The 11,790-nt window shown below is 67.4% G+C and carries 12 protein-coding genes; 7 read left to right on the top strand and 5 right to left on the bottom strand.

Annotated features, from left to right (window positions below):
• From speB to F9Z44_RS00495, 3 genes are all read right to left on the bottom strand, one after another.
• Window positions 1-930, bottom strand: coding sequence for an agmatinase (speB, locus tag F9Z44_RS00505; protein ID WP_159602602.1), 930 nt, complete (start codon window positions 928-930; stop codon window positions 1-3).
• 95 nt (window positions 931-1,025) lie between these two features.
• The gene (locus F9Z44_RS00500) at window positions 1,026-2,330 is read right to left on the bottom strand and encodes a hypothetical protein (RefSeq protein WP_159602599.1); all 1,305 of its coding nucleotides are present in this window, start codon (window positions 2,328-2,330) and stop codon (window positions 1,026-1,028) included.
• Window positions 2,331-2,359: 29 nt separating this feature from the next.
• Window positions 2,360-3,571, bottom strand: a complete 1,212-nt coding sequence (locus F9Z44_RS00495; protein WP_159602596.1) for a YbfB/YjiJ family MFS transporter — start codon at window positions 3,569-3,571, stop codon at window positions 2,360-2,362.
• Window positions 3,572-3,666: 95 nt separating this feature from the next.
• Between F9Z44_RS00495 and F9Z44_RS00490 the strand changes: the two genes are divergently transcribed.
• Entirely contained in the window at window positions 3,667-5,067 is a 1,401-nt protein-coding gene (locus tag F9Z44_RS00490) for an aspartate aminotransferase family protein (protein WP_159602593.1), read from the top strand.
• Here the strand turns inward: F9Z44_RS00490 and F9Z44_RS00485 are convergent.
• Both F9Z44_RS00485 and F9Z44_RS00480 read right to left on the bottom strand, forming a co-directional pair.
• Complete coding sequence (locus tag F9Z44_RS00485) at window positions 5,015-5,611, bottom strand: hemerythrin domain-containing protein (protein WP_159602590.1); 597 nt, start codon at window positions 5,609-5,611, stop codon at window positions 5,015-5,017. The genes F9Z44_RS00490 and F9Z44_RS00485 overlap by 53 nt on opposite strands.
• A gap of 93 nt (window positions 5,612-5,704) precedes the next feature.
• Window positions 5,705-7,984: a heavy metal translocating P-type ATPase gene (locus F9Z44_RS00480; protein WP_159602587.1), complete on the bottom strand. Its 2,280-nt coding sequence runs from the start codon at window positions 7,982-7,984 to the stop codon at window positions 5,705-5,707.
• Window positions 7,985-8,095: 111 nt separating this feature from the next.
• Here F9Z44_RS00480 and F9Z44_RS00475 point away from each other — a divergent pair, with 111 nt between their 5' ends.
• The 6 genes from F9Z44_RS00475 (at window position 8,096) to minE (ending at window position 11,779) form a co-directional block, all read left to right on the top strand.
• Entirely contained in the window at window positions 8,096-8,293 is a 198-nt protein-coding gene (locus F9Z44_RS00475) for a heavy-metal-associated domain-containing protein (RefSeq protein WP_159602584.1), read from the top strand.
• 4 nt (window positions 8,294-8,297) lie between these two features.
• Complete coding sequence (gene cueR / locus F9Z44_RS00470; RefSeq protein WP_159602581.1) at window positions 8,298-8,828, top strand: Cu(I)-responsive transcriptional regulator; 531 nt, start codon at window positions 8,298-8,300, stop codon at window positions 8,826-8,828.
• Between the two features lie 74 nt (window positions 8,829-8,902).
• Window positions 8,903-9,469, top strand: coding sequence for a Spy/CpxP family protein refolding chaperone (locus tag F9Z44_RS00465; RefSeq protein ID WP_159602578.1), 567 nt, complete (start codon window positions 8,903-8,905; stop codon window positions 9,467-9,469).
• A 424-nt stretch (window positions 9,470-9,893) separates the two neighbouring features.
• The gene (minC, locus tag F9Z44_RS00460) at window positions 9,894-10,664 is read left to right on the top strand and encodes a septum site-determining protein MinC (RefSeq protein WP_159602575.1); all 771 of its coding nucleotides are present in this window, start codon (window positions 9,894-9,896) and stop codon (window positions 10,662-10,664) included.
• A gap of 35 nt (window positions 10,665-10,699) precedes the next feature.
• The gene (gene minD / locus F9Z44_RS00455) at window positions 10,700-11,515 is read left to right on the top strand and encodes a septum site-determining protein MinD (RefSeq protein ID WP_159602572.1); all 816 of its coding nucleotides are present in this window, start codon (window positions 10,700-10,702) and stop codon (window positions 11,513-11,515) included.
• Between the two features lie 3 nt (window positions 11,516-11,518).
• Window positions 11,519-11,779 carry a cell division topological specificity factor MinE gene (gene minE, locus F9Z44_RS00450; protein ID WP_069048370.1) on the top strand — a complete coding sequence of 87 codons (261 nt, stop codon included), beginning with the start codon at window positions 11,519-11,521 and terminating at the stop codon, window positions 11,777-11,779.
• The last annotated feature ends 11 nt before the right edge of the window (window positions 11,780-11,790 follow it).

Below are 11,790 nucleotides of genomic sequence, written 5' to 3'. Positions count from 1 at the left end.
TCAGAGGCCTTTGCGCTTGGCCACTTGTCCGCTCAGGTAGGTCCACACGAAGGTGGCCGCCGCGTTGCTGGTGAGTTCGGCGTGGTCGTAGGCCGGGGCCACCTCCACACAGTCCATGCCCACCCAGTTCAGGTCGGCCAGATCTTCGAGCAGCGTCAGCACCTGCGAACTCGTCATGCCGCCGGGCTCGGGCGTGCCGGTGCCGGGGGCGAAGGCCGGGTCCAGGCAGTCGATGTCCAGCGTGAGGTAGACCGGCCGCTGGCCGATGCGCGCACGGATCGCGTCGATGGTGGGCTGCAGCCCCGCGCCGTCCAGCCCGCGCAGGGCGCGCGCGGTGAAGATCTGCCCGCCCTGATCGGCCACATACTCGCGCGCTGCGCGTTCGCCGCTGGAGCGGATGCCGATCTGCACCGTGTGGGCCGCGCTCACCAGACCTTCCTGCAGGGCTTCATAGGTCCAGGTGCCGTGGCCCGAGGGCTCGCCAAAGTGGTCGCTCCAGGTGTCGCAGTGCGCGTCGAAATGCACCAGCGCCAGCGGCTCACCGCCGTGCCGTGCTTTCGCGGCCCGCAAGAGCGACAGCGTCACCGAGTGGTCGCCACCGAGGAACACGCAGTGGTGTTTCGCCATCAGCGCCGTGGCCTGCGCCTCGATGTGCTGTCGCACCTCGGGCAGCGGCGAGGCGTTGGGCAAGCGCATGTCGAGCGCGTCGCCCAGCTGCGCCAGCGGCGACACATTGAACACGGGGTGGATGCCGTCGCACAGCATCAGGCTGGCGGCGCGGATCGCCTGTGGGCCGAAGCGCGCGCCCGGGCGGTTGGTCACCACGCCGTCAAACGGCACGCCGGCCACGGCAAACGGCTGGTCGGCCAGCGGCGCGCAGCCCAGGAAACGGTTGCTGTTGCTGGCGTAAGCGAACTGACCCATGGCCATGGTTGGTCCTCGGTGGGGTGGGCGAAGTGGAGCCAGAAGATACCCCCGAGGGGCTGGGGGCGTGGGTCCAATTCAACCCGGTGACCCGCGTCCAGTCACTTGCCGAACAGGTCCTTGAGGCCTTCGCCCACGCGGTCCCCCAGATTGGCGCCCGCGCCCGTGCCCACGCCGGGCATGAGCGCGGTGCCGATGGCCGCGCCCAGCAGGGCCGAGCGGCTCAAGCTCACCGAGGGGTCGTCCACCGTGCCACCCACCACCAGCGGCACGCCCACCACGTCGCCGCCCGCGCCGCGCGTCACGTCCACCCGCACACGGCCCGACAAGGCCTTGCTGGGTGCCACCGTCACCTCGCCCGTGGCCGCCAGCACACCCGAGCTGGCCACCAGGTTGGTGAGCTCCACCAGCTGCCCGCGTGTGCGCACCTGGCCGGCCAGTGTGTCCAGCTCGGTGCTGCCGCCGCGCGACAAACCCACCGTGGCCACCGCCTTGGCCAGGTCCACGCCGTGCAACACCGCGTTGTTCACCGTGAAGCGCGTCTGCGTGCGCATCGCGTCCGCCAACGACGCGCCGCCCGTCTTCGGGTTGATGCGCGCCGCGAGCGTGGTGCTGGCGTCCAGCCGCCCGGTGAGCGTGCGGCTGGGCGCCGTGAGGGCCGACACCTCCACACCCTGCGTTTCCAGCGTGCCTTCAAACACCAGGTCGCGCGCCTTGGCCGAGGCCTCGGGCCGTGTCACTTTCAGCGGACCCTGCACCGTGCCGCCGCCCACGTCCACCTTCAGGGTCCAGGCCGTCTGCCGTTCGTCTTCGCGCCGCAGCACCGCCTGGGTGCCCTGCAGCGCGCCAAGCGTCACCGCCACGGTGGCGTCAGCCGGCCAACCGTCGTCGTCCAGCGCCAGCTCGGCCTGCACGGTGCTGCTGCGGCCCTGCGCGCCGATCCAGGTCACATCGTCCAGCACCACGCGGCGCGGCAGCCAGCTCAGGTCTGCGGCTTCGCCATCGGGCGCGGGTGCGGCGGGCTTCCCGGCAGGGTCCTGCACACGCGCGGCCAACAACACGATGGTGGTCTGCGGCAACACCGCCTGGCGAACGATGAGCGTGGCCACCGCCAGTCGGCCTTGCAGCAGCGTCCACCACACCGGCCGCGCTTCCACGCGCTGCAGCGTGAGGGCGGGCCTGGCTTGAATGTTCAGGCCTTCCAGCGCCAAGGCGGGCAGGGGAAACACATCCACCGTCACGCGCGACAGCGTCACAGGCACCCCGAGCGCGGCCGTGGCTTCGCGCTCCACGCGCTGGCGAAAGCCGTCGCTGCCGGTCCACTGGCCCAGCGCGAACGCGGCCAGCAGCAACAGCACCATGGCCAGCGCAAGGCCACAGCCCACCCAGAAGAAACATCGACGCATGGCGGGCATTGTGCCGAGCGCGCGGCGGATCAGAGTGAGCGCTGGCGCAAGGCCAGGGCGGCACCGATCCACAGCGCCACGGCAGAAAACACCAGTCCCTCGCGCAGCCCCTGCGCACCGCTCGATCCGTCGGCAATGAGGCCCACCACCGTGGGGCCCACGATCTGCCCGGCCGCGAACACGATGGTGAACGCGCTGATGCCGGCAGCCCACTGGGCCGGTGGCAGGTTGTGCCGCACCAGCGCCGTGGTGGAGGCCACCACCGAGAGGAACACCCCGCCAAACAGCAGGCCCGAAGCGATCACCAGCGGCGGGTAGCTGGTGAGCGCCGGCACGATGGCCGCCAGCCCCAGCAAGGCGTTCAAGCGCGCCAGCGCCTGGCCGTTGCGGTGGCGGTCCAGCAACCCGGCCCAGATGCGCGACGAGGCGATCACCGCCAGGCCGAGCAGGGCGTAGAAGGTGGTGATGGCGGCGGACGAGCTGCCCTGCTCGCGCAGCAGTGCGATCACAAACGTCATGTAGCCGATGTAGCCCACGCCGAAGCCGGCGTACCCGGCAAGCGCAAACGCAAAGTCGCGCACCCGAAACACGCGGGCAGACCCAGCCGTCGCGCTGGCCGCCGGGGCAGGCTGGTTGCCCAGCACACGCGCGGGCCAGGCCATCAGCGCGGTGGCCAGGAGGCACACCGCCGCGAGTGCCCACCAGGCCCAGGCCCAGCCGTGCGGCTGCTGCGCAGCGGCGGCCAAAACCGGCGGCACCCCCAGCGCCGAGATCACGATGCCCAGGCCCGTGCCGCCGTAGTAGATGCCGAGCAGAAAGCCGCTGCGCTGCGGCTGGCGCGCACCCAGGCGTGCTGCCAGCAAGCCCCCCGCGATGAACACCAGCGCGCTGGCCACCCCGGCCAGCAGGCGCTGCGCCAGCAAGGGCGCGGCCGCCGTGAAGAAGCCGCTCAGGCCCATGAACAGCGAGGCGCCCAGTGAGCCGGCGATCAACAGACCGGTGGGCGAAAACCGCCGCATGAGCCAGGGCGTGGCCAGCGCGCCGACGAGGTAGCCCAACGCGTTGAAGGTGTTCATGGCGCCGGCCAGCGTGTAGCTCCAGCCCAGGTCTTCGCGCATGGGCGGCAGCAACAGGCCGTAGGCGAAACGCGTGATGCCCAGCGACACGGCCGCACCAAGCGACAAGGCGAGCGCCAGGCGGATGTACGGCGTGTGGTCGGGCACAGGGGCGGGTGGGTTCATGGCCGCGCCATTGTCGGTGCCAATTCGGGGAGAACCGAGCCCACCACTGCGCTGTGCGCGACAACGAACACCGCGCCCAGCTTAAGCTGATCGCCATGAACGACCTGGCCCCCGACACCCTGCGCACCCTCCAGCACACCGAGCGCGAACGCTTCATCCAGAGCCACCCGCAATCCATGGCGCTGGCGCGCTACGCGCAGCAGCACTACCTGTTTGGCGTGCCGCTGCACTGGATGCGCGACTGGCCCAGCCCCGCCACGCTGTTCGTGGCGCAGGCGCAAGGTGCCACCCTTACCTGCGCCGACGGCGTGCGCTACGCCGACTTCTGCCTGGGCGACACCGGCGCCATGTTCGGCCACAGCCCGGCGCCTCTGGCCCAGGCCATCGCCGGGCAGGCCGCCCGCGGCCTCACCTGCATGCTGCCCGCCACCAACGCGGTGGCCGTGGGTGAAGCGCTTTCGGCCACCTTCGGCCTGCCCATGTGGCAGATGGCCTTGTCGGCCAGCGACGCCAACCGCTTCGTGCTGCGCTGGGCACGCGCCATCACCGGCCGCGCCCGGTTGCTGGTGTTCGACGGTTGTTACCACGGCGCGGTGGACGACACGCTGGTGGACATGGACCCGGCCAGCGGCGCCACGCTGCCACGCGCTTCGATGCTGGGCCAGGTGCACAACCACGCAGCGTTCACCCGCGTGGTGCCGTTCAACGATCTGCACGCGCTGGAGGCTGCGCTGAAACAAGGCGACGTGGCCTGCCTGCTGGCCGAACCCGCGCTCACCAACTTCGGCCTCGTGCCACCCGCGCCCGGCTACTGGGAACAGGCCCGCGCGCTCTGCCGCACCCACGGCGCGCTCTTCGTGTGCGACGAGACCCACACCATCTCCACCGCGCTCGGTGGCTACGCGCGAGCCCACGGGCTGGAGCCGGACTTCATGGTGGTCGGCAAGGCGGTGGCCGGCGGATTGCCGTGCGCGGTGTACGGCTTCACGCAGGCTGTGGCCGATCGCATGGTGGTGGCCAAGAACGCCGCACCCGAAGGCCACAGCGGCATCGGCACCACGCTGGCCGGCAACGCGCTCACGCTGGCCGCGCTGCAGGCGTCGCTGGAACACCTGCACACCGCCACCAACTACGTCCACATGCTGGACCTGGCCTCAGTGCTGGAGCGCGGTTTGCGCGAGCGCATCAGCACCGCCGGCCGGCCCTGGACCGTGACCCGCCTGGGTGCTCGCATGGAGCTGCAGTTCATGCCGCACACCCCGCGCAACGCGCAAGACGTGCGCGACCACGCGCAAAGCGATCTGGAGGCGCTCACCCACCTCTTCATGCTCAACCGGGGGGTGCTGCTCACACCCTTTCACAGCATGATGCTGGTGTCACCGGCCACCACGCAAGACGACGTGGCGCGGCTGCTCGCGGTGTTTGACGAATTGCTGGACGCGCTCAGGGTTCACCCAGACCCACAGGGGCCGGCGCCCGCATCACGATCCGCGTGAACAGGCGGTCGAACTGCGGATCGCGCGCGCCCTTGTCGTTGAGTGGATCGCGGTGGGTGGCAAAGGCCACGTTGAGCGCGTGCCAGTCGGCGTCTTTCAGGCTCTTTTCGGCCTCGGGCAAGAGCACGGTTTCTTCCAGCCGCATGTGGTCCAGATAAAACTGCACATAGCGCGTGGCCTCGGCCTCGAAGGCGGCGCGCCGCGTCTCGCCCAGGTACTCCCAGGCCATCAGCAAGTGAACCAGTTCACGCACCCGAACCTCGCCGGTCATGTGGTCGCTCTCCAGCCGCTCGATGGTCGCCATCACGTGCGGTGCCACGCGCGCAATGCGCGGAAACAGCAGATCCGACTCCTTGGGATGGTGCAGCTTTTCGGGAAACTCGTCGATGTAGAACAGCATGGCGCGCAACACGTCGAAGTACTGCTCGGGCGCGTGTTTTCCGTCGACGTCAGGCCCACGTTTGATCATCTGCAGCATCGACTGCAGCATGGCGGCCAGGCTGGCGTGTTCGTCGCGGATCACGCGCAGGGCAGAGTGGTGCATGGGGTGTCTCCTCGGGCCTCGTTCGGGTGCTGCAAGCTTCGCTCAGGAGCGCCGGATTTGCATTGACCTGCATCAACAAGCGGCATGACGCTTTCAGCGCTGCGGTGGCTTCCAGCGCTTGAGCAACAAGGCGTTGCTCACCACGCTCACCGAGCTCAACGCCATGGCCGCACCCGCCACCACCGGGCTCAGGAAACCCAGCGCGGCCAGCGGAATGCCCGCCACGTTGTACGCGAACGCCCAGAACAGGTTCTGCCGGATCTTGCTCACCGTGCGGCGCGAGATGTCGAGTGCGGCGGCCACCATCAAGGGGTCGCCCCGCATCAGCGTGATGCCGGCGGCGTGCATGGCCACGTCCGAGCTGGCGCCCTGGCTGTGGCTCATGGCCATGCCGACGTCGGCTGCTGCCAGCGCAGGCGCGTCGTTCACACCGTCGCCCACCATCGCAACGACATGGCCTCCCTCTCGCAATCGCCGAACCACGGCTGCCTTGTCACCCGGCAGTACCTCCGCAATGACCTCGTCCTCGGTCGTGCGCAGGTCCAGCCGCGCGGCCATGGCTGTCGCAGCACCCAGGTTGTCGCCCGACACCATGAACAGCCGCATGCCGGCCGCGCGCAACTCGGCAATCGCCGCAGCCGCGCCCGCCTTGGGTTCGTCGCCGAACGCCAGCAGGGCCAGGGGCGACCACACATCGCTGCCAGCGGCCTGGCTGGCGAGCGCCGAGACGGTTGATCCCTGTTGTTGCAAGGCCTGCGCACGGTCGGCCAGCGGCCCCAGATCAACACCCAGTTCATCCATCCAGCGCAGGCTGCCCAGCGACAACACAGCACCCTGCACCGTGCCCTGGCTGCCCCGCCCCGACACCGCCTGCACATCGTGGGCCGCGTCCAGCGCCACCGTGAGAGAACGCGCCGTGGCTGCCTCCACCACCGCACGCGCCAGCGGATGCGCGCTCTGCGCCTGCAGTGCCGCAGCAGCCTGCAACACCGACAACTCGTCCACACCGGGCGCCGCTTCAATCACCAGCAGGCGCGGGTGGCCCTCGGTCAGCGTGCCTGTCTTGTCAAACGCCACGGTGTCCACCCGGTGGGCGATCTCCAGCGCCTGCGCGTCCTTGATCAAAATGCCGTGCTGAGCGGCCACGCCCGTGCCGGCCATGATGGCCGCCGGCGTCGCCAGGCCCAGGGCACACGGGCAGGCAATCACCAGCACCGCCACCGCATGGATCAGGGCCACTTCCATCGACGCTCCGGTCCACAGCCAGCCCAGCATGGTGCCCAGCGCAATGACCAGCACCACCGGCACGAACACGGCGGCCACCTGGTCCACCATGCGCTGCACGGGCGCCTTGCCGGCCTGGGCGTCCTGCACCAGGGCAATGATCTGCGCCAGCACGCTCTGTGCCCCGATGGCCCGCACCGCCACCTCGACCGCGCCTTCACCGTTGAGCGATCCACCAGTCACGCCATCACCCACCGCTTTCGCCACCGGCATGGCCTCACCGGTCAGCATGGATTCGTCGGCCTGCGTGCTGCCTTGCACCACCGTGCCGTCGGCTGCAAAACGCTCACCCGGCAACACCCGGATCACGTCACCCGGCAGGAGTTCATCCACCGCCACGTCGGTGATCTCGGTGCGACGAATGCCGTCGGGCAACAGGTGGGCACGGTCGGGCCGCAACGCGTGCAGCGCGCGAATGGCCGTGGTGGTCTGGCGCTTGGCGCGTGCTTCCAGCCATTTGCCCAGCAACACCAGCGTGATCACCACGGCCGAGGCTTCAAAGTACAGGTGCAGCATCTCGTCCGGCCCGGATCGCCACCACAACCATGTGGACAGCGCCCACGCCGCCGTGGTGCCGATGGACACCAGCAGTTCCATGTTGCCGGTGCGCGCCTTGAGCGCATGCCAGCCAGCGCGGTAGAAGCGAGCACCCAGCACGAACTGCACTGGCGTGGCCAGCGCGAATTGAATCCAGGCCGAGAGCATCCAGTGTTTGCCAAACAGGTCACCCACCATCGGTAACACCAACGGTGCCGACAACACGATGCCGATCAGCACCGGCCAGGCGTCAACCGGCACACCCATCCAGCGCGCATCGGCGGCTTCGTCCATGGCTTCCATCGTGCGGGGCTCGTAGCCCGCATCGCGCACCGCGCGCTTGATGCGCGCCAGCGCCTCGGGCGTGTCACCTCCTGCGATCAGCACCCGCGCCGATTCGGTGGCCAGGTTCACTGTGGCTTCGGCCACGCCGGGTTGCTTCTTCAAGGCTTTCTCGACCCGCAGCACGCAAGAGGCACAGGTCATGCCGCCAATGCCCAGGTCGATCTGGGCCGGCGGAAGGGGCATGGTGGCAGTGGTGTTCGTGTTCATGGGGTCAGCATAAGCTTTGCCCCAATGGGAAGGTCAAGCGAAAAAGTTCGTTGACCTTCACACCGTGTCAAGGATGACAATGGATTTTTCCAACCCCTTCAAGGAATCTCCATGAACGAAGTTTTCACCGTGCAGGGCATGACCTGCGGCCACTGCGAAAAAGCCGTGACCACCGCCATCAAGCTGGTCGACCCGCAGGCGCAAGTCAGCATCGACCGGGCGCACAACCGCGTCGAAGTGGACAGCACACAGCCCCGCGACACCCTGGCCGCGGCCATCCGTGAAGAGGGTTACCAGGTAGCGGCCTGACGCCATGTCCCACAACGACACCCCCGGCGACACCGACCTTGACCAGCTCACCCGCTGGCCGGTCAACATCGGCCGGGCCGCCAAACTCAGCGGCATCTCGCCCAAGATGCTGCGCCACTACGAAACCCTCGGTCTGCTGGGCGATGTGGTGCGCACCGACAGCAACTACCGCCAGTACAGCCTGGCCGATGTGCATTCGCTGCGCTTCATCCGCCGCGCGCGCGACATGGGCTTTGGGCTGGACGCCATCGCCGAACTGGTGAGCCTGTGGCACAACCGCAAGCGCAGCAGCGCCAGCGTCAAACGCATCACCCAGAAGCACCTGGACGAGCTGGCCCAGCGCATAGAAGCCCTGCAGTCCATGCAGCGCACGCTGGGTGGACTGATGCACCTGTGCCCGGGCGATGGCCGACCGGACTGCCCGATCCTGGACGACCTGGCCCACCCGGCTGGTCCATGCGCGAAGGCGCCAAAAAGCGGCACAAAACTTTACAAGCCCGCCACATCCGCAGCACCGCTCAGAAACACCCCCTGACCACACTGGAGGCATTCCACAGCCCACCGACCCAAGCTGTGGTGAATCTTCCTCAACGGTCACAAGGAGTGAATATGACATCGATTCCCAAACGCGCCCTGATGGCCGCCGCCCTGGCGGCCGCATTCGCCGGTCTCTCGGTCACCGCCATCGCCCAGGGCACCACGGCCGCTCCGGTGGCACCGCCCACCACGCAGCAGGCCCAGGAAGGTGCCCAGGACGGCCAGCGCGACGCCAAACGCGCCGAGCGCCTGGCCCGCATGCAGAAGCACACGGCAGAACGCCAGGCGGCCCTGAAAGCCGATCTGAAGATCACCGCCCAGCAGGAACCGGCCTGGAACGCCTTCGTGGCGCGCACCCAGCCTGATGCCCGCCCGAACCGCCAGGGTCCCCGCGAAGACTGGTCCAAGCTGACCACGCCCCAGCGTCTGGACAAGATGGCAGCCCTGAAAGCCGAACGCGACGCCCGCATGGCGCAGCGCCACGACGCGATCAAGAGCTTCTATGCCGTGCTCAACGCCGAACAGCAGAAGGTTTTCGACGCGAAACAGATGCAAGGTTTTCAGCGCGCCGGCATGAACGGCCACGGCAAACACCGGCACCACGGTGGTGACCACCACCGCATGGGCGGCACGATCTGATCGGCTCCCAAGCCGATGGACTTCTCTGCGTCTTGTTCTTATAGATTCTTTAAATACAAGATAGCAGTAGTAGTAGAGGGCGCTGTCCGCTGTGGACAAGCGCCCTTTTTCCTTCTGTATCAACAAGTTGTGGGATTCTCAAGCCTGTGTGAAGCACCCGGGTCAAGAAGGCCTCGAAAAAGGACAACTCCAGAAATTGCCCACCGTCTGTGGATAACCCATGGTTTGTTCAAAAGATATGCACAGTGTTGTGCATGATTGCCGAGTTGCCTGGCCGGCCTGGCTTCGAAACATGCCCTGACACCTGGGCACAAGCGCTTGCCAGGTGCGCGTGGCCCGGCTGTTAAACTGCGCCGCTTCACGACCGACCTCGATGCCCTGCGTCGCTGGCTTCGGCTGCTTTTTTTGTGAGCCTGTTTCGCCCATGTCTGTTGCCCTCGCAGGAAACGCGCCCACCACCTTCGAAATCAAGAGCGCGCACCTGCCCCTGGTGGCGCTCATGCTCAAGTCGTCCGATCTCGACCGTCTGGCCCGGGAACTGACCCAGCGTTTCGGCGACATACCCGATTTCTTCGACAACGACCCCCTGGTCATCGATCTGCACCCGCTCAATGTGGCCGAGGCCAACGCCTTGCCCGATTTCGGCGCCCTGCAGACTTTGCTGCGCCAGTACCGCCTGGTTCCGCTGGCGGTGCGCGGCGGCACCATCGAACAGACCCGGCTGGCCCTGGCCGCTGGCCTGACGAACGCAGCCGACGCGTCGGTGCAACGCGCGGCGCCTGCCGTCGCACCCACCGAGATGTCCGCTCCCTCGGAATCGGTGGCACCTTCGGCACCAGCGCCCGCACCCGGTGCTCTGGTCATCGACAAACCCCTGCGCTCGGGCCAGCAGGTGTATGCGCGCGGTCGCGACCTGGTTGTCATGGCCATGGTCAACCCCGGCGCCGAGGTCATTGCCGACGGGCACATCCATGTGTACGCACCGCTGCGCGGCAAGGCCATTGCCGGCGCCCGTGGCAACGCCGACGCCCGCATCTTCGCGCTGGGCATGGCGCCCGAGCTGATTTCGATTGCCGGCATTTACCGCACCAGCGAAGTCGCCCTGCCCGAATCGATTCTGGGCAAGCCGGCGCAGGTGCGCCTGGTGCCCGGCTCGGACGGCGACAAGCTGCTGATCGAGGCCATCGGCGCCTGATCAACCCCTATTTTTCGAACAGAAGGACCTTCACCATGACCAAAATTGTTGTCGTCACTTCCGGCAAGGGCGGTGTGGGCAAGACCACCACCAGCGCCAGCTTTGCCTCCGGCCTCGCCTTGCGCGGCCACAAGACCGCCGTGATCGACTTCGACGTCGGCCTGCGCAACCTCGACCTCATCATGGGTTGCGAACGCCGCGTGGTGTACGACCTGATCAACGTGATCCAGGGCGAAGCCAACCTGAACCAGGCGCTGATCAAGGACAAGCAGTGCGACAACCTGTTCGTGCTGGCCGCCAGCCAGACACGCGACAAGGATGCATTGAGCCAGGAAGGCGTGCACAAGGTGCTGACCGACCTCGCCGCCATGGGTTTCGAGTACATCGTGTGCGACTCGCCCGCAGGCATCGAAACCGGCGCGCTCATGGCCATGCACTACGCCGACGAAGCGCTGATCGTGACCAACCCCGAAGTCTCCAGCGTGCGCGACTCCGACCGCATCCTGGGCATGCTGGGCAGCAAAACCCAGCGTGCGATCGAAGGCAAGGACCCCATCAAGGAACACCTGCTGATCACGCGCTACAACCCCACGCGCGTGGCCGACGGCCAGATGCTCTCGCTCGAAGACATCCAGGACATCCTGCGCATCAAGCTCATCGGCGTGATTCCCGAGAGCGAAAACGTGCTGACCGCCTCCAACCAGGGCACGCCGGCGATCCACCTCAAGGGTACCGACGTGGCCGAGGCTTACAGCGATGTGATCGACCGTTTCCTGGGCGCCGACAAACCGTTGCGATTCATCGAGGCTGAAAAGGCCGGCTTCTTCAAACGCCTGTTCGGGGGGAAATGACGCATGTCGATCTTTTCCTTTCTGCTCGGCGAGAAGAAAAAAACCGCCAGCGTGGCCAAGGAGCGGCTGCAGATCATCCTGGCACACGAGCGCAGTGGCCGCAGCGCGTCCGAACCCGATTACTTGCCAGCCTTGCAGCGTGAGCTCGTGGCCGTGATCAGCAAGTACATCAAGATCAACCCGGACGACATCAAGGTCCAGCTCGACCGCCAGGACAACCTGGATGTGCTCGAAGTCAAGATCGAGCTGCCCGATCGCAAGTAGCCCGGCCTGCG

The sequence above is a fragment of the Hydrogenophaga sp. PBL-H3 genome, from assembly GCF_010104355.1.
Taxonomy (GTDB): domain Bacteria; phylum Pseudomonadota; class Gammaproteobacteria; order Burkholderiales; family Burkholderiaceae_C; genus Hydrogenophaga.
Note: the sequence above shows the minus strand (reverse complement) of the source record. Positions and strands in the feature narration are given on the sequence as shown.